General features: G+C 42.0%; 22 protein-coding genes, 1 tRNA gene and 1 other annotated feature. Of the genes, 5 read left to right on the top strand and 18 right to left on the bottom strand.

Annotation, left to right across the window (positions count from 1 at the left end; translation table 11 throughout):
• Positions 1 to 4 precede the first annotated feature (4 nt).
• On the bottom strand, positions 5 to 1,153 hold the full coding sequence (locus BEP19_RS12945) for a sulfite reductase subunit alpha (RefSeq protein ID WP_120190338.1): 1,149 nt from the start codon (positions 1,151 to 1,153) through the stop codon (positions 5 to 7).
• Positions 1,154 to 1,634: 481 nt separating this feature from the next.
• Here BEP19_RS12945 and BEP19_RS12950 point away from each other — a divergent pair, with 481 nt between their 5' ends.
• Positions 1,635 to 1,985 carry a hypothetical protein gene (locus BEP19_RS12950; RefSeq protein WP_120190339.1) on the top strand — a complete coding sequence of 117 codons (351 nt, stop codon included), beginning with the start codon at positions 1,635 to 1,637 and terminating at the stop codon, positions 1,983 to 1,985.
• 350 nt (positions 1,986 to 2,335) lie between these two features.
• Here BEP19_RS12950 and BEP19_RS12955 read toward each other — a convergent pair whose 3' ends face one another.
• The 10 genes from BEP19_RS12955 to BEP19_RS13000 all read right to left on the bottom strand — a co-directional run bounded on the left by BEP19_RS12955 (position 2,336) and on the right by BEP19_RS13000 (position 11,121).
• On the bottom strand, positions 2,336 to 2,536 hold the full coding sequence (locus BEP19_RS12955) for a cold-shock protein (RefSeq protein ID WP_120190340.1): 201 nt from the start codon (positions 2,534 to 2,536) through the stop codon (positions 2,336 to 2,338).
• Between the two features lie 235 nt (positions 2,537 to 2,771).
• A complete protein-coding gene (locus BEP19_RS12960; protein WP_120190341.1) occupies positions 2,772 to 3,200 on the bottom strand; it encodes a hypothetical protein in 429 nt (142 codons plus the stop codon).
• A 269-nt stretch (positions 3,201 to 3,469) separates the two neighbouring features.
• Positions 3,470 to 4,495: an NADH:flavin oxidoreductase/NADH oxidase gene (locus BEP19_RS12965; protein ID WP_120190342.1), complete on the bottom strand. Its 1,026-nt coding sequence runs from the start codon at positions 4,493 to 4,495 to the stop codon at positions 3,470 to 3,472.
• A gap of 108 nt (positions 4,496 to 4,603) precedes the next feature.
• Complete coding sequence (locus tag BEP19_RS12970) at positions 4,604 to 5,416, bottom strand: ABC transporter ATP-binding protein (RefSeq protein ID WP_120190699.1); 813 nt, start codon at positions 5,414 to 5,416, stop codon at positions 4,604 to 4,606.
• 3 nt (positions 5,417 to 5,419) lie between these two features.
• Entirely contained in the window at positions 5,420 to 6,424 is a 1,005-nt protein-coding gene (locus BEP19_RS12975; protein ID WP_120190343.1) for an ABC transporter ATP-binding protein, read from the bottom strand.
• A gap of 1 nt (position 6,425) precedes the next feature.
• Positions 6,426 to 7,304, bottom strand: a complete 879-nt coding sequence (locus BEP19_RS12980) for an ABC transporter permease (RefSeq protein ID WP_120190700.1) — start codon at positions 7,302 to 7,304, stop codon at positions 6,426 to 6,428.
• Between the two features lie 100 nt (positions 7,305 to 7,404).
• Positions 7,405 to 8,376: an ABC transporter permease gene (locus BEP19_RS12985; RefSeq protein WP_120190344.1), complete on the bottom strand. Its 972-nt coding sequence runs from the start codon at positions 8,374 to 8,376 to the stop codon at positions 7,405 to 7,407.
• A 159-nt stretch (positions 8,377 to 8,535) separates the two neighbouring features.
• Positions 8,536 to 10,176, bottom strand: a complete 1,641-nt coding sequence (locus BEP19_RS12990) for an ABC transporter substrate-binding protein (protein ID WP_120190345.1) — start codon at positions 10,174 to 10,176, stop codon at positions 8,536 to 8,538.
• A gap of 297 nt (positions 10,177 to 10,473) precedes the next feature.
• Positions 10,474 to 10,550, bottom strand: a tRNA-Arg gene (locus BEP19_RS12995).
• Positions 10,551 to 10,803: 253 nt separating this feature from the next.
• Positions 10,804 to 11,121, bottom strand: a complete 318-nt coding sequence (locus BEP19_RS13000; protein ID WP_245983547.1) for a LysM peptidoglycan-binding domain-containing protein — start codon at positions 11,119 to 11,121, stop codon at positions 10,804 to 10,806.
• Between the two features lie 201 nt (positions 11,122 to 11,322).
• Between BEP19_RS13000 and BEP19_RS13005 the strand changes: the two genes are divergently transcribed.
• The 3 genes from BEP19_RS13005 to BEP19_RS13015 are packed head-to-tail and all read left to right on the top strand — an operon-like array spanning position 11,323 to position 13,138.
• Positions 11,323 to 12,075 carry a hypothetical protein gene (locus tag BEP19_RS13005; RefSeq protein WP_120190346.1) on the top strand — a complete coding sequence of 251 codons (753 nt, stop codon included), beginning with the start codon at positions 11,323 to 11,325 and terminating at the stop codon, positions 12,073 to 12,075.
• Positions 12,075 to 12,452 (top strand): GntR family transcriptional regulator, encoded by a 378-nt coding sequence (locus BEP19_RS13010; protein ID WP_120190347.1) that lies wholly within the window; start codon positions 12,075 to 12,077, stop codon positions 12,450 to 12,452. Before BEP19_RS13005 ends, BEP19_RS13010 begins: the two co-directional genes overlap by 1 nt.
• Entirely contained in the window at positions 12,449 to 13,138 is a 690-nt protein-coding gene (locus tag BEP19_RS13015) for an ABC transporter ATP-binding protein (RefSeq protein WP_120190348.1), read from the top strand. Before BEP19_RS13010 ends, BEP19_RS13015 begins: the two co-directional genes overlap by 4 nt.
• Positions 13,139 to 13,189: 51 nt before the next feature.
• Here the strand turns inward: BEP19_RS13015 and BEP19_RS13020 are convergent, their stop codons facing one another.
• The 5 genes from BEP19_RS13020 to guaB form a co-directional block, all read right to left on the bottom strand.
• Positions 13,190 to 14,149, bottom strand: a complete 960-nt coding sequence (locus BEP19_RS13020; protein WP_120190349.1) for an NAD(P)/FAD-dependent oxidoreductase — start codon at positions 14,147 to 14,149, stop codon at positions 13,190 to 13,192.
• 33 nt (positions 14,150 to 14,182) lie between these two features.
• Entirely contained in the window at positions 14,183 to 15,460 is a 1,278-nt protein-coding gene (gene serS, locus BEP19_RS13025) for a serine--tRNA ligase (protein ID WP_120190350.1), read from the bottom strand.
• A gap of 52 nt (positions 15,461 to 15,512) precedes the next feature.
• Positions 15,513 to 15,686: a binding site (T-box leader), on the bottom strand.
• Positions 15,687 to 15,759: 73 nt separating this feature from the next.
• Complete coding sequence (gene pdxS, locus BEP19_RS13030) at positions 15,760 to 16,644, bottom strand: pyridoxal 5'-phosphate synthase lyase subunit PdxS (protein WP_120190351.1); 885 nt, start codon at positions 16,642 to 16,644, stop codon at positions 15,760 to 15,762.
• Between the two features lie 95 nt (positions 16,645 to 16,739).
• Positions 16,740 to 18,044, bottom strand: coding sequence for a D-alanyl-D-alanine carboxypeptidase family protein (locus BEP19_RS13035; RefSeq protein WP_245983550.1), 1,305 nt, complete (start codon positions 18,042 to 18,044; stop codon positions 16,740 to 16,742).
• A gap of 137 nt (positions 18,045 to 18,181) precedes the next feature.
• Positions 18,182 to 19,642, bottom strand: coding sequence for an IMP dehydrogenase (gene guaB / locus BEP19_RS13040; protein ID WP_120190352.1), 1,461 nt, complete (start codon positions 19,640 to 19,642; stop codon positions 18,182 to 18,184).
• A gap of 174 nt (positions 19,643 to 19,816) precedes the next feature.
• Here guaB and BEP19_RS13045 point away from each other — a divergent pair, with 174 nt between their 5' ends.
• Positions 19,817 to 20,878 (top strand): YaaC family protein, encoded by a 1,062-nt coding sequence (locus tag BEP19_RS13045; protein ID WP_120190353.1) that lies wholly within the window; start codon positions 19,817 to 19,819, stop codon positions 20,876 to 20,878.
• A gap of 99 nt (positions 20,879 to 20,977) precedes the next feature.
• Here BEP19_RS13045 and gyrA read toward each other — a convergent pair whose 3' ends face one another.
• Positions 20,978 to 23,536 (bottom strand): DNA gyrase subunit A, encoded by a 2,559-nt coding sequence (gyrA, locus tag BEP19_RS13050; protein WP_120190354.1) that lies wholly within the window; start codon positions 23,534 to 23,536, stop codon positions 20,978 to 20,980.
• A 30-nt stretch (positions 23,537 to 23,566) separates the two neighbouring features.
• Positions 23,567 to 25,474, bottom strand: coding sequence for a DNA topoisomerase (ATP-hydrolyzing) subunit B (gyrB, locus tag BEP19_RS13055; protein WP_120190355.1), 1,908 nt, complete (start codon positions 25,472 to 25,474; stop codon positions 23,567 to 23,569).
• Between the last annotated feature and the right edge of the window lie 2 nt (positions 25,475 to 25,476).

Consider the following 25,476-nt stretch of genomic DNA (forward strand, 5'->3'; position numbering starts at 1 on the left):
AATTTTAGTAAACGTCACGTTGGTAACGGCCTTCCTTGCTCAGGTTTTCAAGATACGCTTCCGCATCTTCACGGCTCATTTTACCTTCTTGTTCGATAATTGTAATTAGCGCATCGTTTACGTCTTTTGCCATGTAGAGCCTATCTCCACACACGTAGAAATACGCGCCATTATCTAACCACTCAAAGATTTCCTTGCCATTTTCAAGCATCTTATGTTGCACATATACTTTTTGATCGGTATCACGCGAGAATGCTGTATCTAACTTTGTTAGAACCCCATCCTCTTGATATTTCTCTAACTCTTCTTTGTATAAGAAGTCTGAAGCAACGTGCTGGTCTCCAAAGAATAACCAACTCTTACCTTCTGCTTTCGTTACTGCGCGCTCTTCAATAAACGAACGGAATGGCGCGATTCCAGTTCCAGGACCAACCATAATGATGTCTGTATCTTTAGACTCGGGTAGGTAGAACATTTTGTTCGGTTGAACAAATACAGGCAATGTATCGCCCTCGTTAACTCGCTCTGCGCATTGAACTGAACATACTCCTTTACGCTCGCGACCATGAGCTGTGTAACGCACAGCGCCAATTGTCAAATGAACCTCATTTGGATGAGCATCAATGCTGCTAGCAATAGAGTATAGACGTGGTGTCATTCTTCTTAGTAGAGCTGTGATGTCTTCCGCTGAAGCGCTCCATGGACCGAAATCTTGCAATAAATCAAGTAAATCGCGCCCATTCAGATACTCTCTTAACTGAGCCGCATCTTCTACAAGTCCTTTTAGATCTGCGCTTTCAGTGAAATTCGCTGCTTCTTGGACAATCTTTCTAGAAAGATTCGTAATGTCAAAGTGCTTCGTTAACGCTTCTTTAAGCGGAAGTGTTTCCCCGTCTTTGTTAATCGCAACAGGTGCATCCGCATCCCACTTCATCAAATCGATCAAAGCAGCTACTAATTCAGGATCGTTCTCAGGATAAATACCTAAAGCATCTCCTGGCACATAGCTTAGACCGGATCCTTCTAATGAAATTTCAAGATGTCTTGTTTCTTTATTGGATCCTTCTCCGTTTAGGTCGATATTCTTTAAGATCTTCCCAGGAAACGGATTCATCCTTGTAAACGGTGCGTTCTTGACTACATTCGCCTGCATATTTTTTTCACCTCAAAAAGTTATATACACATAGGATAACATAGAAACCTGATTTCAGAAATATTAATTTGCACATTTCCAAAAAAATAGTATTTATTGATTAATCAAATAAATACCCATTTCCTTGACACAACTTCGCTGTAAACCAATTCTTGACCACTTCAATTGACTCCAATGGAAACTATTCCGTCTACAGAGCTCCTGTATTTGACGGACATTTACCTAACGTTGATTTTTACTCTACACCTAACAAATACTTTATCCAACCAACGCCACTTTTAATAGTATTATAGCCGAGCAAATTTTAAAACCAATTTTTAAAATTTGAAACACATTCAGATTGTATGCTTGCAAAAAGGTCGATTAAACGCATCCAGAAGATTTGATTGACGCGTTTCTCAATTATGAATCTACTCTAAGGAGATAGTAAATAATGAACAATGAAGTATGTTAAAATAAAAAAAACGGATGGAGGTAATTTATGTATATCGTTGAGATGAAGGATGAGGGTATGAAGGGACTTTCCAGCTTTATTTTAGACGAATTAAAATTAGAAGCCATCTTTGCCCGCGCAAAACATGAAGAAATGATCGGCCTATACACGACCGAACAATTGATTTCGCCAAGCATCCAATATGTGCTTTCAAATGTTTCAAAAGGTTATAATGAAGCCCGCTACGAGGTTCAATTTATAAACATGACTCATAATGAACATAAATCATGCTATTTTGATGATTTGCAAGAAGTGAAGGATTTAATTTTAATGATAAGAGAAATGGTGGAAAAAGAAGAAGCGGTCAAGGAGAAAATTGCTAGGCTAATCGATTTATAACAATAATAACAAAACGACCTTCAATGAAGGTCGTTTTTATTTCCCGGAAAAACCGAATGGCTTGAATGGCTTTCCCTTAGATGATTTAGATTCCCTTGCGCTTCACGCTACAAATACATGTTTACTTCTAAATAAAGTTCAAAACGACGAAAGCCCTACCTCTCTTCCATCCTTACGGCTCCGATGACCGCGCCAGTGTGAGTTGAATTTTAATCTTCATAATAAGATATGGTTAGAAAAGAAATAAGAAGTGATTTGTGGTATGACTCATTTCGAGGGTTTCATTTAAAAGGGGAAATCCCTTATGGTGGAAATCGTCATAAGGGATTAGCTACATCTGTTAGAAAGACTTATAACTTACTAACGTTTGCTGCTTGCTCGCCGCGTTGTCCTTGAACAACTTCAAACTGTACTCGTTCTCCCTCATCTAGAGATTTAAATCCATCGCTATTAATCGCGCTGAAGTGTACGAAAACATCGTCTCCATCTTCTCTTTCGATAAATCCAAACCCTTTTTCTGCATTAAACCATTTAACTGTTCCTGTTTGCATTGTAAAACCTCCACCTAATTTAAATTAAATATGCTTATTATTCTTTTGGGAAAAAATTCACATATTAAAAAGAGCAACCGATTGATCAAAATGATAACCCTTTTTAATGCGTGAATTTTGCAGATTAGATTTTTAGAGGCCCCTATTACTGTTACTATTCCCTGATCCTAAAGAATCATACTTCCGATTTTAAAAATATATAGAAAACAGAGATGTTTTTGGATCGCATCTTAAACTAGCTCAGTGATTGTTCAATTTCTGATTTCAATAATTGCAAATCATAGTCGAATTCAAAAAAATACGGTTTGTTTTCATCATCAAAAATCATCAATAACGGCTTACTTCCCGTAGGGAGAATTAAAATCAGCTCGTTAATAAAAGTAGTCACCCACTCATTATTAACTGTTACAGATGGTTCCAGCGGAATTTTAATCATTTGACCCTTTGTCGGGATTGGATCAAATTCCTTCGTCAGTCCAGTAATCTTCGTTAGACTATTTCCAAGTTCTTTCTGAACTATTTCCGAATTGGCTGTAGTATTTGTCACTTGCTTCGTCTCCACGTCAAACACCTCAATATTTAATCGTTCCGCCGCCTCGACATAAGATACAAGCGCCCCTAAACTAATAAGTAGTAAAATTAATAGCCATCTATTTTTCCTCATATTATCACCTTAACGTATCTTCCCCAAAACAAACTAACTTATTAAATACAAAAACCAGCCATTCATTAAGAGGCTGGTTCCATTTATGTAGGTCCGCATTCATAATCAATCTTTAACCACTTATTCTTACATTATAACAAAGATCACAACTTACGTCACTGTTAACTTTTTGGAAATGGGACAATGGAATAATATAGGGCCAAAATCGAGGTCATCAACTAAATATTCCCTCATTTGACCCTTTTTTATTCCATTTATTTTAATACATCTTAAAAAAAGTGTCGGTATTGCCGCGGAATACTAGTTTCCTCCCCAAGTATACGGGCGGCCCGAATGGTCCAGTACGGATCACGTAATAATTCCCTGCCAATCGCGACTAAATCCGCATCGTCATTCGCAATGACTGACTGGGCCAAATCGGGACTTTCCAACATGCCGACGGCAATAACAGGGATCGATACAGCTTCGCGAATCGCCCGAGCAAATGGAACCTGGTAACCAGGATAATTACCTGGCTTTTTCTCTCCCGCTACCCCTTCACCGCCTGAACTTACGTGAAACAAATCAACACCCGCTTCTTTATAAGCGCGACAAAGTTTGATCGCATGATCAAGTTCATAACCGCCATCCGCATACTCAATAGCAGAAATTCTAAAAATAAGAGGCATGTCCGATGGCATTTCACGCTTCATCGCTTGAATCACTTCCACACCAAATCGCTCTAAATCACGTCCATATTCATCATCTCTTTGGTTCGTTAACGGTGATTGAAATTGATGAATTAAATAACCGTGAGCTCCGTGAATTTCGAGCACATCCACTCCCGCTTGGACTGCGCGTCTAGCGGCTTCCGCATAAAGTTGTACCGTCTCTTTTACTTCACCTGTCGTTAATGCCCGTGGTTGTTTATAATCAGGACCAGGAAATCGAAGGGGTGAGGGAGCGACGGGTTGCCCAGCATCCTCAGCTTTACGGCCTGCGTGAGCAATTTGAATTCCAATCTTTGCCCCATGTTGCTGGACCGCCTTAATAATTCGAGAAAAGGCGGGAATTTGGTCATCAGACCACAAGCCAAGATCATAATCGGAGATTCGCCCATCAGGCTCTACATCTGTCATCTCCATAATGATGAGACCGACGCCACCAACAGCGCGACTAACATAATGCGTATAATGCCAGTCATTCGGAACACCATCTTTCGCCGCAACAGAATACTGGCACATTGGAGCCATGACAACCCTATTTTTTAACTCAAGACCTTTAATTGAAAAAGGGGAAAATAAATGATTTGACAAAACTAACACTCCTCATCATTTTTCAAGGATTTTCATCATCCACATGTAGTTTACCTAGCTGCATTCGACAATACAAACAAAGATCCTCTCTACCTATAAACCTCTTACTTATACAATAACAGAGCGGTTATGAGGAAACATCGGGATTGCCGTAAGCAATGCTTGTGTATAGGGGTGCTGCGGTGATTCGAGCACCTTTTTTGTCGGACCGATTTCTACGATTTCACCTTTATATAGAACAGCCAGTCGATCACACAAATACGAAACTGTCGATAAATCATGAGATATATAGAGCATCGTCAATTTAAACGTGTCATTCAACTGTTTTAGTAAATGTAAAATCCCAGCCCGTATGGAAACGTCTAGCATGGACACGGGTTCATCTGCGACAAGGAACCGCGGATTCAACACAATTGCCCTCGCGATCGCAATGCGTTGCAATTGCCCTCCACTTAATTCATGTGGAAAGCGATTGATATAATCCTCTACCGGGCTTAGCTCTACTTGAGCGAGAGTTTCATATACCTTTTTTCTAATCTGTTCTTTCTGCCTCCATCCATGGATGCGAAGCGGTTCAGCAATCGTATCAAATACAGTGAATGAAGGATGCATCGTTTCATATGGATCTTGAAAAACCATTTGGATATCTCGTCTCATTTGTTTCCTAGCTTTTTTACTTACAGTAGAGAGGTTTTTACCCGCGAACATAACATGACCTTCCGTTGGTTTTTCAAGTTGAAGAATAATCTCACCGAGCGTTGATTTTCCAGATCCGCTTTGCCCGACAAGACCAATAATTTCACCCTCTTTAATCGAAAGAGAAACATCGCGGAGCGCCTCCACCCCTTTACCTTTTCCTCTTAAAGGAAATGAAGTTGGGTATTGTTTTGTAATCTGTTTTAATTCAAGCAATGGACCCATGCTCTACCTCCGTCTTTCCCAAGTGGCTATTTCCTTAGCCTCCCTACGAAATCGTTGCGCTTCACTCACATAATGACAAGCCACTTTGTGTCCCTCGGCAATTTGCTGTAATTTTGGTTCAACACTTACACATTTATCCGATACAAATGGACACCTTTCATGAAACTGACAACCTTTGCTTAGTTCGGTCAATTTTGGAGGCATCCCCGGAATCGTAATCAATGCCTCCCCATTCATTGAAAAGTTTGGCGAGGCATACTGTAGCCCTATTGAATAAGGATGTGAGGCTCTCGCGAGAAACTGTTCCATCCTACATGTCTCCATAATCTTCCCGCCATACATGACGACAATCGTATGACAAAAGCTTGAAACCAGCGCGAGATCGTGAGATATAAAGAGTAAAGCGCTGTTCAATGCTTCTTGCATTGTCCTTAATTTATGTAGAATATTTTGCTGGACAATCACATCCAAGGCTGTTGTAGGTTCATCCGCAATAATGAGCGTCGGCTGCAACATAAGCGTCATCGCGATAATAATACGTTGTTTCATGCCACCGCTTAATTGGTGAGGATAATCATTGAGATGCCTTTCATGAATGTCAACCGAATGAATCGCCGCTCGAATCGTTTCAAGCGCCTTTTTCTTTGGCATGCTTGTATGTTCATACAACAGTTCAATTAGTTGATCCCGTATGCGATGAACTGGATTCAGCGCATTCATTGCATTTTGCGGAATAAAAGCAATCTCTTTCCCGCGTTTTTTTCTCATCTGTTCTTTACTTAGCGCTAACAAATCTTCGCCATCTAACAAAATTTGTCCACTTGAAATAACCGCATTGGGGCTTAGTAGCCTTAATAAAGCGCGGGCAAGTGTTGTCTTGCCACACCCACTTTCACCCACAAGGCCAAGACGCTCCCCTCTTCGAATTTTCATTGATAAGTTTTGAATGACATATGCTTTGTTATTGTCTCTTTTATAATTTACATAAAGATCGTTCACCTGGAGCATCTTACGACCTCCTTTTAAGCCTAGGATGAATCACTTCTTCAAATGAGCGCGTTAAAAAAAAGATAGACAACAATAATAAAACAATCGCTATTCCAGGTGGCGCAACCCACCACCATGCTGTTTGAGAATGACCTGTTAAAAAATTTGTATGTAAAATTTGCCCCCAACTAATCACATTAGGGTCTCCAAGTCCGAGAAAAGACACACTTGCTTCTGTCATAATAGCTGAATTAACGATAAATGCCATTTCAAGTAACGCAATCGGTAACACACTTGGTAAAATATAACGAACCATAATCCGAAGATGCCCTGCCCCACTTACGATTGCCGCTTTAATGAAAGGTCGCTTTGCAATTGTTAACACTTGGGACCGAATGATACGAGCTACGGTTCTCCAACTCAGCAATGAAATAGCCAAAATAACATTCCAAATCGAAGGCTTTAATAGAGCAACTAATACAATGACAAATGGAATAAAAGGAATTGCATAAAATACATCAACAATTCTCATCAAAATGATATCTGTTATTCCCCCGAAGTAACCCGAAATAAGTCCCACCATCACTCCTACAAATGTCACTAATAGAGCAGCAATAAACCCGACAGAAATTGCCGTTCGTGTTCCAAAAATAACCTGACTGAATAAATCACGACCAATATTGGTCGTACCAAATGGATGTTCAATCGAAGGAGTATATAGTTTTTTGATTTCACCATTTTCTGCGCGAATGATTTCATAGGCGTCATAAGGCGCTAGAAAATTTGCAAAGATGGCTACGATAAGAAAAAGAAGCAACAGAATTAATCCAATAAGCGCAAATGGATCTTTTAAGATGCGTCTTACTAATTGGTTTTTGCTCGCTTTCCGAACTGTTATCATATCAAAACCCGCTTCCACTTTAATCAGTTTCCTATTGCGCGGCAATTCATCGTATCATTAAAACGCCTCCAACTACAGATCGTGTAGTGATGGAATAGAATCACTTATATGTAATACGCGGATCGAGAAACGCATAAATAATATCAGCAAACACATTCATCATCATAATCAGGCCCGCCATTAATAAAAAAGCAGTTTGAGCAAGTGGATAATCATGACGCTGGGCAGCTAAAATCATTTCTTGACCTAACCCTGGCCAACTAAACACGTACTCAATCATCACTTGTCCACCAAGAGCTGAACCTATAAATAACGCGCCTGCTGTCACAACGGGTAAAAGCGCATTGCGCATCGCATGATGAAATAAAATTCTTCTCTCTCGTAATCCTTTTGCTCGCGCCATTTCAATGTAATCTTCGCCCAACACATCAATCATCGTATTCCTCATCAGTAATAGCGGGGTCGCTAAATAAAATAAACCCGTCACAATAGTTGGTAACAGAAGATGCCTCAAAAAATCAACAGAGAAAAACAAATCAAATGAATGTTTTGCATCATAACCCGGTGAGCGAATCCCTGAATGAGGAAGCCAACCAAGCGTAACGGAGAAGACATAAATGGCAAGCAGCCCAACCCAAAAGGTTGGCGCTGAACGAAAAATTAAGGCAAAGGTTGTCCAAAAAAGATCCAAAAAAGATCCCCTTTTCCAAGCAATCAAGGCCCCGCCAAAAACCCCAAATCCATAAGCAACAACCATCGAGGAAAACATGAGGATAATCGTAGCGAGAAATTTATCGCTTAATACAGCAAGTGTAGAGCGTTTATAATAAAAAGATTGTCCGAAATCAAATTTGAGTAGATCTTGTAAAAAAATGAGATATTGCGACCAGATACTCTGGTCCAGACCATACTGTTTAATCACCTGGTCGCGCGCTTCTTTCGCAATGGATGGGTCAATCAAAGCAGCAGTCATATCCCCAGGCATAAGACGAAACATAAAAAAAATCAATGTCGCCACGACAAGAAGCGTGATTAGGGATTGGATGAACCTTTTAACGATAAAGGAAACCATGAAGATAGCTCCCCTTTCCTCATGAATGAATCAATTTCATATAGATTTTAAGCAACTGAACCTACTACATACAGAAACTATATCGCAGAGCGTTAGAATTATAAAATGGATAAAACAGCAGAATGGCAGTCAAAAAAGTTTTGACCGCCATTTCACATGTTAGTTTACAGGTAATCTCAATTTACCTTCTGAATCCCAATTGTACCCAGCTTCACGCAAGATGTCGCGCGCTTTTTTAGGATCAAAAATAGGTTGATGCGCTGCTGGATTGTGCCAAAATTCATTCGCAGGCTGAATCACTAATCCTGGCCCGCCTTTCGTTCCATACCCTTCCAAATAAACATCTAAAATCGTATCATAATCAATCGTCAAAGCAAGCGCCTGACGAAACGCTTCATTGTCAAATGGAGCTCTTCGTAAGTTTAGCCCTAAATATTCAAACCCGATATCAGCTACTTCAATCGTACTTATGTGTTCAATGTTCTCCGCTTGTTGAATGTGGGCTGAAATTAGACGATCAGCATGCGTATCAATTTCTCCTGTTCGTAATGCGGACAAGACCGCTTCAGGCTGACCATATACACGATAAATATACCCATCCACGTTAATATTATTATAATAATCAGGGTTTCGCGATACCTTCAGTTCCTCGCCTCGTCTCCAGTATTCAAAGACAAAGGGCCCACTGCCTATCGGCTCTAAGTTAGCAAAATCCAACGGATTCCCCTCAACCTTTTCCCATATATGCTTAGGCAAAATTGGAATTTGCGTTAATGTCGCTGTAATAAATGGAGCATACGCCTCAGTCAAATGGAATCGAATCGTTTCTCCTCCAAGTAATTCAATGGACTCAATTGGTTCCAAAAAGGCTTGTAAATAACCGTCGTTCCATTTATCCATGAATTCATAAGAGAATTTAACATCCTCCACTGTTACCGGCTTTCCATCATGGAATGTCATATTCGGCCGCAGAAAAACGTCTATCGTCTTGTCATTAACAACTTCCCAATTGGCGGCAGCTGATGGGACAGGTTCTATTTGTGGATTCAGCCGCACAAGCTTATCGTAAATTTGCCGTAACTGGCGCCAATCAAAAACACTTTTTGCCGCGATCGGATTCAGTGTATCCAAATCTTGAATTCCGCCGATCTTTAACCATTTATCATCGGTAAGCGGCTCCGCTTCAGTCGGCATCCATTCGTTGAATACTCCTTCTCCGGCCATCGCAGGCAATTCATTAAACCGTTCATGGTTATACGCATGAACGAGCGTATTAGAGTATAAGCTGACGACCGGAACTTCATCCGCTAGTATTTCTTGAGCTTTAAAAACGAGATCCCGCCGTTTTTCAGGATCCATTTCATGACGTTGATCCTTTGAATACTTGTCGTACTCTTCATTGACAAGTCCTGTTGTATTACTTCCGCCAGGACCTGCAAGTGAGGAATGAAAAATAGTATATGTAAACATATCAGGATCAAGTCTTTCTACTCGCCCAGAATAGCCAATCGTAAACGCATCATAATCTCGTTCATCCGGCGCCCACAAACGATCAACTTTCGCATGAAAATCCATCGGCTGAACAGTCACATCCACCCCGAGCTTCTTCCACTCTTCTGAAATCATTTTCATCGCTTCGTATGTTATGTAATTTTCCTCCGGCGTAGCTGTGAGTACAGTAAATGAAGGCGCCAATTCACCCAACTCATCATCGGCTACCTTTTCCCCTTTTTCAGACGAGCAACCAACAAGAGCGAAGATAAGTACAAGTAATAGCAAATATCTTTCTTTCCTAAACAATAAAAATCCCCCTTAGTCAAAATGACATAACAAAGACCACTTTCCCCTGCCGATATGGAGTGGAGGAGTGGTCAAAACCTTTTAAATAAAAAGAGAACTCCGCTAGCTATGATCCCAGGTGTGGGACAACGAGTAATCTTAATAATATACCCATTTAATATAACAAAGCGATAGTATCATAGCAAGATATACCTATAGATTGACTATGATAGGACCCAATGTTTGCAAATTGATAGAAACATTCAAAGACACGGATCCTAATAGGGTCTAAACCCGCATTGTTACTGACTTTATGTATGGCGGCCCCGAGAGGATTCGAACCTCCGACTCACAGTTTAGGAAACTGCAGCTCTATCCGACTGAGCTACGGGGCCATATTATGTTTAATAACTTAACACATCGTAATACCTACTTACAATATATAAACTATGTGAACTTTACCATTCCCTTCCGCCCCGTACCCCACCTTTTAAATATATGGAATGGCGCAAATTGATGGTGATTGTTTTAATCGCTCGCCAACTGGACGAATCTCGAGATAGCGACCGGTATCAAAAGCAGGGGTAAACAACAAAAGCTGTCTACACCTGCTTTTCTTTTGGGTATGATCCCAGTCTATAATTACGTTTACCTTCCTTCTATCCGCCGAACCCGATCCTCCAACCTTTCCACACGCCGCCCCAACTGATTAACCTCACGTTCTAATGAATTTACACGTCGTTCTAAATTTCGCCCAGGCCCTGGTGTTGGCGGCGGTGTAGGTGACGGTTGTGTTGGTCCCGACGGTGAGTAGGAAGACCCGACAGGAATTTGAATAACCGTCCCTACATAAATACGATTCGGATCCGTAATCCCATTCACTCGCATAATTTGCTGAACACTTACCCCATAACGCGCTGCGATCGACCATAAATTTTCACCTGGTTGGACAACATGATTAATCAATCGTTATTTCCCCCTCATTGGATATTCCATAACAAAGTATGTATCAGATTAGTTATCTGCCCTAGGCAGCAATCTATTTCCGCGATAAATCTTTATCCTATCCCTGGGTCATGCAAATCTTAATAAGACTTTGACATTTCTTTTGTACCTGTGTACTATGTTATTAGTACACTAATTCACAGATACAAAGGAGTGTGTTTTATGAATCCATGGACTGGATTATTGAGAAAAGAGTTTCGTCTAGGAAGAACAGGGGTGCTGATCGCACTATTAGTCATGGCGATATATATCGGTTTTTCTATCTATCTCTCCTGGAAAACGCTACCAGGGGTTTTAATTGGTATGTCGTTTATGTTAATTATGGCTCATATTTTCTATCTTCCATTTTATGTTGGATTTAGTCTTCACAGAGAAAAGCATACGATGCACCATTGGCTACACAATCCGCTATCAGGAAACGCGCTGCTTACAGCAAAATTTATTAACGGACTTGTCTCCTTTTGCTTCTCACTGTTTATTGCTTGTCTTTTCTTCCTATATGCTTGGTGGACGAACAAAAGGCTGTCAGATGAATTACTCATCCCTTTTCAAGATGTCATCGGAACGGGCGGGTTCATTTTGGTCCACATCATCCTCTTTGCTATCTATCTAACCCTGTGGACATTAATGCTCTCTATGCTAGAACTTGTAACCAAACAAAAACTCGGCAAGTGGAGAGGCGTGATTGCTGTTGCGATCATTTTATTCGGTCCAAGATTGTGGGCAACACTCGAGGCAACTTCGTTATATCATTTCTTAACACAGTGGGGTCCGATCTATTTGGCAAACACACACATGATGATTCCCCAAATTAAGGTGGTTTATGTTGGATTTTATATCTTCCATCTCATCATCGCGATCATGCTCTTTGCTCTCTCAAGTTGGATGTTGGACCGTAAGGTGGAGATTATGTAATGAATGAGGATTTCAATCCAGATCAACCGATCTACCTGCAGTTGGCCGAACGAATTAGTTATCGGATCACACGCAAAGAACTTGGTCTCGGGGCCAAACTTCCTTCTGTGCGTGAGATGGCGATTCAAGCAAGCGTGAACCCAAATACGGTCCAAAGGGCGTACAGTGAATTGGAAAGGAAGGGCATCGTGGAAACGAAAAGAGGGCAAGGCACTTTTGTAACCAAGGATGATTTCGTCTTAACCAAGTTAAGAGAAACATTAAAGCAGGAGCAAATTGTAAATTTCGTCAACGATATGCGAAACATGGGCTATAGCGATGAAGAAATGATCAATGGATTGGAACATTATTTCCAAAAGGGGGGAATTAACAAGTGATTGAATTTAAGCAAGTATCAAAACGATATGGATCGAAAAAGGCCCTAAAGGATATTTCATTTACTTTGCCAGCTGGTAAAATCATAGGTGTGATTGGCGAAAATGGAAGCGGCAAATCAACCACATTGAAACTAATCGCAGGATTAGCTAAACCGACATCAGGAACTATTACAATCGACGGTCAGCCGGTTACCCGCAGAAGCTGCCGATACGTTTCCTATCTTTCAGATTCGGATCAATTTTATCCCTTTTTCACCATAGGCGATATGATTGACTTTTATCAGTCTCAATTCGCTGACTTTCAAGTAGAGAAGGCGAACGAAATCCTGACATTCATGAAATTAGATCGAACTCAAAAGATAAATAGCCTGTCAAAGGGGAATCGCGGTCGCTTAAAGATTACGTTAAGTCTTGCCCGCGATGTTCCAATTATCTTAATGGATGAACCGCTGGCTGGACTGGATCCAATGGTTCGAGATTCAATTATTCGCGGACTCATTTCCTACATTGATATTGAAAAGCAAACAGTTTTGATAACAACGCATGAGGTGGAAGAAGTAGAACCGATTCTTGATACGATGATGGCGATAAGAGACGGTGAACTTCTCTGTATTCAAGATGTGGAAGAATTGCGAGAGCAAGAAAAAACGGGAATCCTTGAGTGGATGAAACGAGTATATCAATAAGAGGAGGGTTTCATTAGACCCTCCTCTTTTTTGTTACGAAACATGTACCTTTTATGAAAGCAAGATGGAAATCGACTTGGAAGCAATCATTCCTTGGCCAGCCGCCAAAGATATACTTGTGTAATCCGCTGGTGTACATACATCCCCAATTGCAAAAATATGCGGTTCACTCGTTTGATACTTGGGATTATGAAGAATATATTGATTCTGATCCATCTCCACTTTTCCTTTTAATAAGCCACTGTTCGGTTCCACGCCAACTCGAATGAATACACCGTCTACAACAAGCTGATTCACTTTTCCGTTGGCATCTACTATCGTAACACCTGTTACGCGACTTTTCCCGTCAATTCGTTCTATTTTACAATGGGGATATAGTTGAATGCTATCTCGCTTTGTAACTTGCTGGATGTATTCTCTACGAGCTCGAAAACGATCCGAACGGTGAATCAGACTCACTTCCGCTCCGTTTTCAGCCAAGATCAAGGCCCCTTCAAAGGCTCGATCCCCGCCTCCGATAATCGCCACTCGTTTATGCGCAAATAAGGCGCCGTCTTTTGAGGCTGAATAAATCTCGCCACGCTGCATCATTTCCGTTTCCCCTGGGATGCGCAATCTGCGAGGTTTAGCCCCCGTCGCAAAAATCAAGTATTGAAAATGGATAACTTCAGGGTCTCGTTTCCCCTCTTTTACAGTAAGACATCGATTCGCTGCGTCTATGGATAACACAGAAGTTCCGAGACGAAAACGGCAATTCAATTGAAGAAGATGCTGGTGAAACTTTTCCTGTAATTGTTGCCCATTGTTCGTGATCATTCCCGGATAGTCTATAATTTCATTTTGAATATTGTGGAGCTGTCCTCCTGTGGCCGTCTCAGATTCCAGTAGCAAATGATCGATCCCTAACCGCTTACACCAGATTGCCGCCGATATCCCCGCTGGACCTCCGCCAATAATGACAACCTCAATCGATTGATTCAAAAATTCTCGCCCCAATTCTAAAAAATCCATTTCTCCTTTTTAAAACTTATCCACACACTCGCTTTATTTACTAATCCGCTCTCTACCGCCCATGTAAGGACGCAACACTTCAGGAATAATTACACTTCCATCCTCTTGTTGATAATTTTCTAAAATTGCGGCGACCGTTCTGCCCACAGCTAAACCGGAACCATTCAAGGTGTGCGCAAACTCAGGTCTTCCTTTCTTTTCTCGACGGAAACGAATATTCGCTCTTCTCGCTTGAAAATCTTCAAAATTACTGCACGAGGAAATTTCGCGATACGTATCATAGCTCGGCAACCATACTTCAATATCATACGTTTTAGCGGAAGAAAACCCGATATCCCCTGTACATAAGTTTACCACACGATAAGGCAAACCTAACAATTGCAGCACATGTTCCGCATCAGCAGTCAACTTTTCTAATTCTTCATAGGAATCATCTGGATTAACAAACTTGACAAGCTCTACCTTATTAAATTGATGCTGACGAATCAAGCCGCGCGTATCTCTTCCCGCAGAACCCGCCTCAGAACGAAAGCAAGCGCTATAAGCTGTAAACTTAATCGGTAATTGCTCTCCAGCTAAAATGTCACCACTATAGTAATTAGTCACAGGCACTTCCGAAGTCGGAATCAAGTAGTACTCTGTTCCCTCCAATTTAAAAACATCTTCTTCAAACTTTGGTAGCTGCCCCGTACCTGTTAAGCTAGCCTTATTTACAATGTATGGCGGTTGAAGTTCCTCATAGCCGTGTTTATCCACATGTAAATCTAACATAAACTGTGTTAACGCCCGTTCGAGGCGAGCGCCTAGGCCGCGGTAAAATACAAAACGGCTTCCCGTCACTTTAGCAGCGGCTTCAAAGTCCAAAATTCCTAAATCAGAGGCAAGATCCCAATGCGCTTTCGGTTCAAAAGAAAAAGATTTCTTTTCCCCCCAGCTCCGAACTTCAACATTATCATCCTCCGATTGACCGATCGGAACACTTTCATGGGGAACATTCGGAATTCCCATCAAAATTTGGTCCAATTGCTCCTCAATTTCACGAAGTTGATCATCAAACTGTCTAATTTGATCACCGACTGTCTTCATTTCCTTAATGAGATCGTCAGCATCCTCTTTTTGCTGCTTCTTCTTTGCAATTTCCTCTGAAACCGTATTTCGCTTATTCTTCAACGTTTCACTTTGCACAAGTAAGGCTCTTCTTTGCTCATCTAGCGTGGAGAATTGGTCCAATTCTTTAAAATCCCCGCCGCGGTTTTTAAGCGTTTGTTTAATACCCTCCAAATCACTGCGTAAACGTTTAATTTCTAACAACTGCTTTCACTCCTTCAGAATTTTTGGATACAAAAAAATCCCGTCCCATTACATTAGGGACGAGATTTTACCCGCGTTGCCACCCTAGTTGACTATGTACGTACCATAGTCCACTCTTGGAAAATGAGCTTAGGGGTGGATTCATTCATAACCTAGATCGGTTCGCACCAAACACCGACTCTCTGCGCTAGTCATCATGAATTACTATTCCCATCATCGCTCTGCATATATTGAATTTACGGTTTTAACCCTTGATATACCAGTTTATGCCGTAAAACTCTATTATATACTAACAAATACTACCAACCGCGTTCTGACATTCGCTCATTTTCAAGCAAAGTGGAGATTTCAATTCCTGTCATTGCGTTTCCTAAGTTCTTTGATAGTTCCGCGATTAAAGCATAATCCTCAAAATTAGCTGTCGCTTGAACAATAGCCTTCGCAAATTTCTCTGGATTATCCGATTTAAAAATACCGGACCCAACAAATACACCGTCCGAACCTAAATACATCATCAATGCCGCATCTGCAGGTGTAGCAACGCCTCCCGCAGCAAAGTTTACGACAGGCAGTCTGCCGTTTTTATGAACAAATTCAAGCAGTTCATATGGAGCCGCAATGTTCTTCGCTTCATTCGCCAACTCATCATAAGACATACTTTGTACTCTGCGAATTTGACTTTGCATCGTTCTTTGGTGTCGAACCGCTTCTACGATATTCCCAGTGCCTGGTTCCCCTTTGGTGCGAATCATTGCCGCTCCTTCGTTAATGCGACGAAGCGCTTCGCCAAGATCACGAGCCCCGCATACGAATGGAACTTTAAAGTCTTTTTTGTTAATATGATAAACCTCATCAGCCGGCGTTAATACTTCACTTTCATCAATGTAATCAACGCCTAACGTTTCCAATACTTTCGCTTCAACATAATGGCCAATTCGAGCTTTCGCCATAACTGGGATTGAAACAGCCTTCGTAACCTCTTCAACGATTGTAGGATCCGCCATCCGCGCTACGCCGCCCGCAGCTCGAATATCAGCTGGAACCCGTTCTAAAGCCATCACAGCGATCGCGCCAGAAGCCTCAGCCACTTTAGCTTGTTCGGCATTTACAACGTCCATAATCACGCCGCGTTTTTGTATCTCAATTACTCCGCTCTTTTCTCTTGAAGTACCTGTTTCTATCATGATTATCCCCCTACTTAACCCTTTAGAATGTTAATTGTCAATTAATATCATAATACATAAACCAACAGGAAAAGACAACATAACAGACTGGCAAACTAGAACAAACCTGTAATCTTATCAACGATGCCGCCAAAGATACCACCGATAAAGTTCTTAATTGCTCGGAAAAACAACCGAATCCAGCTTGCTTTATCGACATCTGCTTCAGCTACAAGGTTAACCGCTGCGCCCTCATCTTCCGAAGAAATATACTCTACGGGATCATCTTCTCCCGTATATTGAACGGTTACCTTTCCAATAGGTTGTCCCTTCTCAATGGGAGCTATTACTTCTTCTAATTGTACAGCTACCTCATATTGGTCCTTTTCATTCGTGTGAAGAGGGAAAACAACATCTTTCTCGGGGGCAACAGCTACGTTTAAACGCTTCCCCTTCTTGACAGTCGCTTCCTCTGCTCCTTCAATCGGTTGACCTTTTGGCGTTAGCGTTTCCAAGCTGTAATTATTAAATCCATAAGTCATTAACTTTCTCGTTTCACCAAATCGCTTCGCTTCACTTTCCGCGCCCATTACAACCGTAATGACCCTCATTCCATTACGAACGCCGGTACCCGTAAAGCAATACTTTGCCTCATTCGTATGTCCAGTTTTTAACCCGTCGACCCCATCAAAGTGATAAACAAGGCCCGGTAACATCCAGTTCCAGTTCGGCATCATCAACGAATTAGCTTCTCCCTCACGGAAAACCTTCTTTGGAATTTTGGATATTTCCAATGCTTCGGGATATTTATTAATTATCTCGCGCGCTAAAATAGCGGAGTCCTTTGCGGACATGACGTGATCACCTTCAATATTTGGGCGATATTCACCCAATTCGGAGGCGGGATAACCACTGCTCGTCAGGAAGTGGGAGTGTTCCATACCGATTTCTACCGCTTTTTGATTCATCATTTTTACAAAATTCTCTTCCGTGCCCGCAATATGTTCCGCTAACATCACTGTTGCGTCATTTGCGGAGTATATAGCCATCGCTTCATAAAGCTCACGTACAGTGCGTACTTCGCCCATCGCCAAAAATACGCGCGATCCTCCGTATTTCCCCATATAATGACCATATTCGCTCGTTTGTACCGGATCATCCCAACTAATTTTGCCCTCTTCAATATATTCCATAACCAATAACTCCGTCATCATCTTGGTCATGCTGGCAGGCGGTAAAGCAACATCCTCATTCATTTTATACAAGATACGCCCTGTAGTAGCTTCGATCATAATCGCCGACCTTACTTCCAGATTAATTCCCGACGGCGCGGCTTCCGTTCGATTCCCCGGAATGATCGTAAAGAGAAAAAGTAATGTGAAACTTAATACTGATGCAATCCATTTTCTGCTTCCGTTCAACCGAACTCCCCTCCCTCTGTTTATATAGACCAAAATTTATTGTACCACAGCTTTTTCCAAGTGGAAATGAAAATCAAAGATTTGAACATAACGCAACAAAGCACAAAAAAAGCGGCCTTAAAACAGGCCACTCAAAATCAAGAAAGTGAATAGTTCGGCGCTTCTTTTGTAATCTGAACATCATGAGGATGACTCTCAACAAGACCTGCCCCCGTGATGCGAATAAATTTGCCGTTTTTATGCATTTCCTTTATATTTTCAGTCCCGCAATAGCCCATTCCAGCGCGTAAACCGCCAACCAGTTGGAATAGAATATCGGCAACAGGACCTTTATAAGCGACGCGACCCTCAATTCCTTCAGGAACAAGCTTATTTTCATTTTCCTGGAAATATCGGTCTTTACTGCCTTCCTTCATCGCCCCTAACGAACCCATGCCCCGATACACTTTAAATCTTCGTCCTTGATAAATTTCGGATTCCCCTGGACTTTCTTCACATCCCGCAAACAAACTGCCGAGCATAACTGCGTCTGCTCCAGCCCCGATCGCTTTGGTAACGTCCCCAGAGTACTTAATACCACCGTCAGCAATGATTGGAATATTGTACTCCTTAGCGACCGTCGCGCAGTCATATACGGCTGTAACTTGCGGCACGCCAATTCCCGCAACAACCCGCGTTGTGCAGATCGAGCCTGGTCCAATCCCTACCTTAATGACGGAAGCCCCGGCTTCTATTAAATCTCTTGTTGCTTCTCCTGTAGCCACATTTCCAGCAATGATGGTTAATTCAGGATACAGTTCGCGCAATTTACGCACTGTGTCCAGCACGCCTCTCGAATGACCATGCGCTGTATCAATTACAAGACAGTCGACTTCAGCCTGGACAAGCGCCTCTGCTCGATCAAACGTGTCTTGAGAAACGCCTACCGCAGCCCCAACAAGTAATCGACCTTGACTGTCTTTGGCTGCTTGCGGAAATTGAATCGCTTTTTCTATATCTTTAATTGTGATGAGTCCTTTGAGAACATTGTCCTTATCAACGAGTGGAAGCTTCTCAATTTTATGCTTTTGAAGAATGCTTTCCGCTTCTTTTAAGGTTGTGCCAACAGAAGCAGTGACAAGGTTATCTTTAGTCATCACTTCATGAATGGGGATCGAATAATCATGAACAAAACGGAGATCACGATTCGTTAAAATTCCGACGAGGTGGTTTTGATCATCCACAATCGGCACCCCTGAAATACGGTACTTGGACATTAGCTGTTCAGCGTGCTGCACAAGCTTATGCGGCTGCAAAGAAAATGGATTAGTGATTACACCGCTTTCGGAGCGCTTCACACGATCCACTTCTTCTGCTTGCAGTTCAATGCTCATATTCTTATGAATAATCCCTAGGCCGCCTTGTCGAGCCATTGCGATCGCCATTGCCGATTCCGTCACGGTGTCCATCCCGGCGCTCACGATTGGGATATTTAACTTGACGCGCTCACTTAATACAACGGAAACTTCAACATCACGAGGTAGAATTTCGGATTTGGCTGGAATTAATAAAACATCGTCGAAAGTTAGGCCTTCTCTGCCGAATTTATGCTCCCACACGTCGTTTCCCTTCCCTTCCCCTTAAATATATTAGACGTAGTTTAACAAAACCCATAAATTACTGTCAAGTTCTCTCTTATATTGTTCGTCATTCGAAGTAAACTATGTTAAAAACCATGAAAATTGTGTTTAAGTGAAAACTATTGCTGAATATGAAAATAGAATGGTGATATAATGCGTGAAATTCATCGAGTTTCCTGTGAAAACCCAGTTAATAAAATGTGGAATATGTTCGTCTACTTTGAAAGCGAACCACATGTTAAACAGTTATTCGACCAGTACTATCAAGATAAATATAAAGCAGATACAGCCCGACTCTCTTTTCAAAATACGCGCAAGTTTATTTATTACATCAAACAAGGTCGCGAATATTTCCATACGGCTTCCCGCAGCGCCGATTTAGTTAAACCACTGTTGCTTTATTACGGGATGGTCAGCTTACTTAAGGCTTTTATCTTAACCGCGGACGCCCATTATCCAACACATACAAAAGTTCTTCAACATGGAATGACGTGTCGAAAACTTAAAAAATTAGACTACACATTTTCGGATGACGAAGTAAAAATTCAACGGGACGGTTTATTCCCGCTCGTTGCCGCTCATTTAGGCAGCGAGCAACTCGTTGGAGAAAAGTTTAAAATGAAGAATCTGTTGGCCATGCTACCCGAATTACGCGCAGCCTATGAGAAGACGTATGAGCATGTCGATCTCGAGCCGATCCACATTTCAAAGCATGTCGATTATACTTACCCTTACACAACCTTTTACTTGCCCGAACATATCTTGGATAAATGTCATCTTTCTTATAGCAGCTTTATTCACTTTTTAAATCGTTACAATCATGGACAAGCCCGATTCACGACTCATGACCTAGAGGCGCCGCAAGGCATTATCCGCTTAAATTGGCATCATCCCGAGCAAATTCAAGTTTTGGAGAATCCAACGGGATTTGACAATGATCTTTTCATCCAGGATTACAAAGGGAATCATTATTTTTATACAAAGCCTGATGCGGCGGCTTCTTTCATCCCTGAGATACTCGTCCACTATATGCTCATGTACACACTTGGAATGATCTGCCGCTATGAAACCGAATTATGGGGAGAAATGATTTTTTCGCTTTCTTCCACAGAAATGTTTATCATCCAAGAATTTCTGGCAATTAACGAACGAAAATTTCCTAATATGATTTTAAATCTGCTATTCCAGGAACGTTTTATTTTTGAGACAAAATAGAATGAACCTAGCATAGGGATCCCGTCGATGATGTGTTCCCTATACGCTAGGTTCTATTCCAGCACTTCGGTAAAGTGGTCAACAAATAATGAATTGGACTTAGTCTTCCTCTGGATCCCCATCTACGAGGTCTGATTCTATATCTGATTCAGATTGTGGTTTTTCGCTTACTTCTGTCTCTTCAACTTCTAAATCAAGATCTTCATGATCCTCTTCTGTTTCATCATCTGGTTCTTCCATATCGACTTTCGCTACCGTAGCAACTGCTTCATCATTTTCGACACGAATTAATTTAACTCCTTGTGTGTTCCTGCTCATCGTCGAGATTCCGTTCACATTTAAACGAATGATGACGCCAGAAACCGTCACAATCATCAAATCGTGTTCCTCATTGACTACTTTCAATGCGACAATATGACCATTCCGATCTGTTACATTCAGGGTGATCAATCCTTTACCACCGCGTGTTTGCGGGCGGTATTCATCAACAGGCGTTCGCTTTCCATAGCCTTCGGAAGTGACGATTAACACATGGGATCCGTCGTCAATCAGATCCATATCAATGACTTGATCGTTTTCAACGAGAGTAATGCCTTTAACACCCGTTGCCGTTCTTCCCATTGGTCGAACATCCTCTTCATTGAAACGGATCGACATCCCAAATTTTGTGCCAAGAATAATGTCTTTCGTTCCGTCTGTTAGACCGACGCCAATCAGTTCATCATCCTGGCGAATATTAATCGCAAAAAGCCCGCCCCTACGGATATTTTCATATGCAGTCAGGTCAGTCCGCTTTACAATTCCCTGTTTTGTGGCAAAAAACAAAAAGCGGTCATCCTTAAATTCCCTAACTGGAATCACAGCTTTAACGGATTCCCCTTGTTCAATCTGGATTAAATTAATGATCGGGATACCGCGGGCTGTCCGACTAAATTCTGGCACTTCAAAAGCTTTTATGCGGTATACTTTGCCTCGATTTGTAAAGATTAATAAGTAGTTGTGCGAATTCGTAACAAACAGCGTTTGAACGTAATCGTCATCTTTCGTCTCCGCGCCTAAAATCCCTCTACCGCCCCGACGCTGACTTTTATACGTGGAAACAGGTAAACGCTTGATATAACCGTCATGTGTAAGCGTAATACAAACTTCTTGCTCAGGAATCAAATCCTCAATATCAAGCAAGTCTTCCGAATCCATAATTTCCGTTCGACGCGGATTGTCGTACTTATCTCGCACTTCAATCAGCTCATCTTTAATGATGGCCAAAACCTTATTTTCGTCAGCAAGAATCGCTCTCAGTTCAGCAATAAGTTTAACCAATTCTTGGTATTCCGCTTCGATACGGTCACGCTCTAAACCAGTCAAACGTTGCAATCTCATATCTAAGATCGCTTGTGATTGCTCATAGCTTAACGAGAACGTCTCCATCAAGCCATTTCTTGCTTGCTCAGTTGTTTGAGAGCGGCGAATCAAGCTAATGATTTCATCAATATGGTCCAACGCGATACGCAATCCCTCTAAAATGTGAGCCCGCGCTTCCGCTCTGCGTAAATCAAATTCAGTGCGTCGGCGAATCACTACGCGTTGATGATCAAGATAATGCGTGAGCATCTCTTTTAAATTGAGCACTTGCGGTTGCCCGTTTACTAACGCGAGCATATTAATACCGAAAGTAGTCTGTAGCGCCGTTTGTTTATATAAATTGTTTAGCAATACTTGCGGATTTACATCACGTCTCATCTCAATCACAATGCGCATCCCGTTACGGTCAGATTCATCACGAAGATCAGTGATTCCATCAATTCGCTTGTCGCGAACAAGTTCAGCAATCCGTTCAATCAATCTCGACTTATTTACCTGATAGGGAATCTCATCAACAATGATCCGATGCCTTCCGTTTTCCTCTTCTACAATTTCCGCGTTAGCGCGAAGCGTGATACTGCCGCGTCCTGTCTCGAACGCTCGATAAATTCCCCCTCTGCCCATGATTTGTCCAGCTGTTGGAAAATCAGGGCCTTTCACAACTTGCATTAAATCAGGAATCGTTACTTGTTCATTCTCAATCAACATCAAGATCCCGTCGATCACTTCGCCTAAATTATGCGGAGGAATATTTGTTGCCATACCAACAGCAATGCCCGCCGCGCCATTTACCAATAAATTTGGGAAACGAGCAGGAAGAACGGTGGGTTCTTTTTCATTTTCGTCATAATTCGGCGCAAAGTCGATCGTATCTTTATTAATATCGCGAAGCAACTCTGTGGCAATTTTAGATAAACGGGCCTCAGTATAACGCATCGCTGCCGCTGAGTCGCCATCGATCGATCCAAAGTTCCCATGTCCGTCAATTAACGGATAGCGATAGGAGAAGTCTTGCGACATCCTGACCATCGTTTCGTATACAGCCGAATCCCCATGAGGGTGATACTTACCGATAACATCCCCCACGATTCTAGCTGATTTCTTATATGGCTTATCAGGAGTCATTCCCATCTCATTCATGGAAAAGAGGATGCGTCGATGAACCGGTTTCAAGCCATCTCGCACGTCTGGCAATGCCCGGCTCACGATTACGCTCATCGCGTAACCTAAAAACGATTCACGCATCTCTTGGGCAATACTACGATCTATGATGTTGGAACGTTGCTCTTCAGCCATTCCATTTTACCTCCGTTTTTATTTCACTCACTAAACATCTAGACTTCCTACATATTGCGCATTTTCTTGGATGAAGTCACGTCTAGGTTCAACCCGATCCCCCATCAACGTGTCGAAAATTTCATCGGCTTCCATTGCATCTTCCAAGCTTACGCGTAACAGTGTCCGCGATTCGGGATCCATTGTCGTCTCCCACAATTGCTCTGGATTCATCTCACCAAGACCTTTATAACGCTGAATATTTGGTTCAGGACGTTCTTTTAACCCGCTCATCGTTTCCTGCAATTGCGCGTCATTGTAAGCGTATAGGATCGTTCTGCCCTGCTCTACCTTGTACAATGGGGGTTGAGCAATATAAACATATCCCGCTTCCACTAATGGCTTCATATAGCGATAGAGGAAGGTTAACAGCAAGGTTCGAATATGGGCGCCATCGACATCCGCATCCGTCATAATGATTAGCTTATGGTAACGGGCCTTCGTAATATCAAATTCTTCCCCAATTCCCGTCCCTAAGGCGGTGATGATCATCCGAATTTCGTTATTGGATAGAATTTTATCTAGTCTCGCTTTTTCAACGTTGATTACTTTCCCTCTTAACGGTAGGATGGCTTGAAACATTCGATCGCGTCCTTGCTTTGCCGAGCCGCCCGCGCTGTCCCCTTCCACAATATAAAGCTCACTGATCGCAGGATCACGTGAAGAACAGTCTGCTAGTTTCCCAGGTAAGGCGCTCACTTCCAAAGCGCTTTTACGTCTGGTCAATTCACGCGCTTTTCTCGCTGCTTCCCTCGCTCGAGAAGCCATTAGCGCTTTATCCATAATTCTTCTCGCTTCAGAAGGATTCTCATTTAAAAAGTCGGATAAATATTCAGCGAACAACGATTCCGTGATACTTCTCGCTTCACTATTCCCCAACTTTGTTTTCGTCTGTCCCTCAAATTGCGGATCTGGCAGTTTAATGCTTAAAATAGCAGTCATGCCCTCACGAACATCATCACCCGTTAAATTGCCATCTTTTTCCTTTAGAATATTTTGTCGTCTACCGTAATCGTTTATAACACGCGTTAAGGCGCTTTTGAACCCAGATTCATGTGTGCCGCCCTCGTGCGTATGGATATTATTAGCATAGGTATAAAGATTACATTGGAAACTATCATTGTACTGTAGGGCAATTTCAACGGAGAGACCGTCTCTTTCACCCGTAATATAGATAGGTTCTTCGATGATCCCCGAGCGGTTTTTATCCAAGTGTTGAACAAAGGAAACAATTCCGCCATCAAATTTATACGTGTCACGACGGTCTTGCCGTTCATCCACTAAATTAATTCGAATCCCTTTATTCAAGAAAGCTAGTTCCCGCAACCGTTTTTGCAAAACTTCATATTCAAAAGACGTCGTTTCCTTAAAAATTTCCGAGTCTGGTTTAAACACAACCTTCGTTCCTGTTTCTTCTGTTTCCCCAACGATGGTTAAGTCCCCTTCTGGAAAACCGCGATTAAAACGTTGTTTATGAATCTTGCCATCACGCTTTACTTCTACTTCCAACCACTCTGACAAAGCATTAACGACCGAGATCCCGACACCATGTAATCCCCCGGAAACCTTATATCCTTCACCGCCAAATTTACCTCCGGCATGAAGATTGGTAAGCACCGTTTCTACGGTTGATTTCCCCGTTCGCTCGTGAATTCCCGTTGGAATACCACGGCCATTATCAGTAACAGAAACGATGTTTTCAGGGTGAACTGTCACATGGATATCTGTGCAATATCCCGCAAGCGCCTCGTCAATACTATTGTCGACTACCTCCCAAACGAGATGGTGCAAACCACGGCTACTCGTCGATCCAATGTACATCCCCGGTCGTTTTCGAACAGCTTCAAGTCCCTCTAACACCTGTATCTGACTAGAATCATATGAATTATTTTGAGTCATTT

The sequence above is a fragment of the Ammoniphilus oxalaticus genome (assembly GCF_003609605.1).
Lineage (GTDB): Bacteria > Bacillota > Bacilli > Aneurinibacillales > RAOX-1 > Ammoniphilus > Ammoniphilus oxalaticus.

Bases quoted from the DNA above. Each gene is read 5' to 3' on its own strand.
- BEP19_RS12945 (WP_120190338.1), bottom strand. From the start codon at position 1,153: ATGCAGGCGAATGTAGTCAAGAACGCACCGTTTACAAGGATGAATCCG.
- BEP19_RS12950 (WP_120190339.1), top strand. From the start codon at position 1,635: ATGTATATCGTTGAGATGAAGGATGAGGGTATGAAGGGACTTTCCAGC.
- BEP19_RS12955 (WP_120190340.1), bottom strand. From the start codon at position 2,536: ATGCAAACAGGAACAGTTAAATGGTTTAATGCAGAAAAAGGGTTTGGA.
- BEP19_RS12960 (WP_120190341.1), bottom strand. From the start codon at position 3,200: ATGAGGAAAAATAGATGGCTATTAATTTTACTACTTATTAGTTTAGGG.
- BEP19_RS12970 (WP_120190699.1), bottom strand. From the start codon at position 5,416: ATGGGTCCATTGCTTGAATTAAAACAGATTACAAAACAATACCCAACT.
- BEP19_RS12975 (WP_120190343.1), bottom strand. From the start codon at position 6,424: ATGCTCCAGGTGAACGATCTTTATGTAAATTATAAAAGAGACAATAAC.
- BEP19_RS12980 (WP_120190700.1), bottom strand. From the start codon at position 7,304: ATGATAACAGTTCGGAAAGCGAGCAAAAACCAATTAGTAAGACGCATC.
- BEP19_RS12985 (WP_120190344.1), bottom strand. From the start codon at position 8,376: ATGGTTTCCTTTATCGTTAAAAGGTTCATCCAATCCCTAATCACGCTT.
- BEP19_RS13005 (WP_120190346.1), top strand. From the start codon at position 11,323: ATGAATCCATGGACTGGATTATTGAGAAAAGAGTTTCGTCTAGGAAGA.
- BEP19_RS13010 (WP_120190347.1), top strand. From the start codon at position 12,075: ATGAATGAGGATTTCAATCCAGATCAACCGATCTACCTGCAGTTGGCC.
- BEP19_RS13020 (WP_120190349.1), bottom strand. From the start codon at position 14,149: ATGGATTTTTTAGAATTGGGGCGAGAATTTTTGAATCAATCGATTGAG.
- pdxS (WP_120190351.1), bottom strand. From the start codon at position 16,644: ATGATAGAAACAGGTACTTCAAGAGAAAAGAGCGGAGTAATTGAGATA.
- BEP19_RS13045 (WP_120190353.1), top strand. From the start codon at position 19,817: ATGCGTGAAATTCATCGAGTTTCCTGTGAAAACCCAGTTAATAAAATG.
- gyrA (WP_120190354.1), bottom strand. From the start codon at position 23,536: ATGGCTGAAGAGCAACGTTCCAACATCATAGATCGTAGTATTGCCCAA.
- gyrB (WP_120190355.1), bottom strand. From the start codon at position 25,474: ATGACTCAAAATAATTCATATGATTCTAGTCAGATACAGGTGTTAGAG.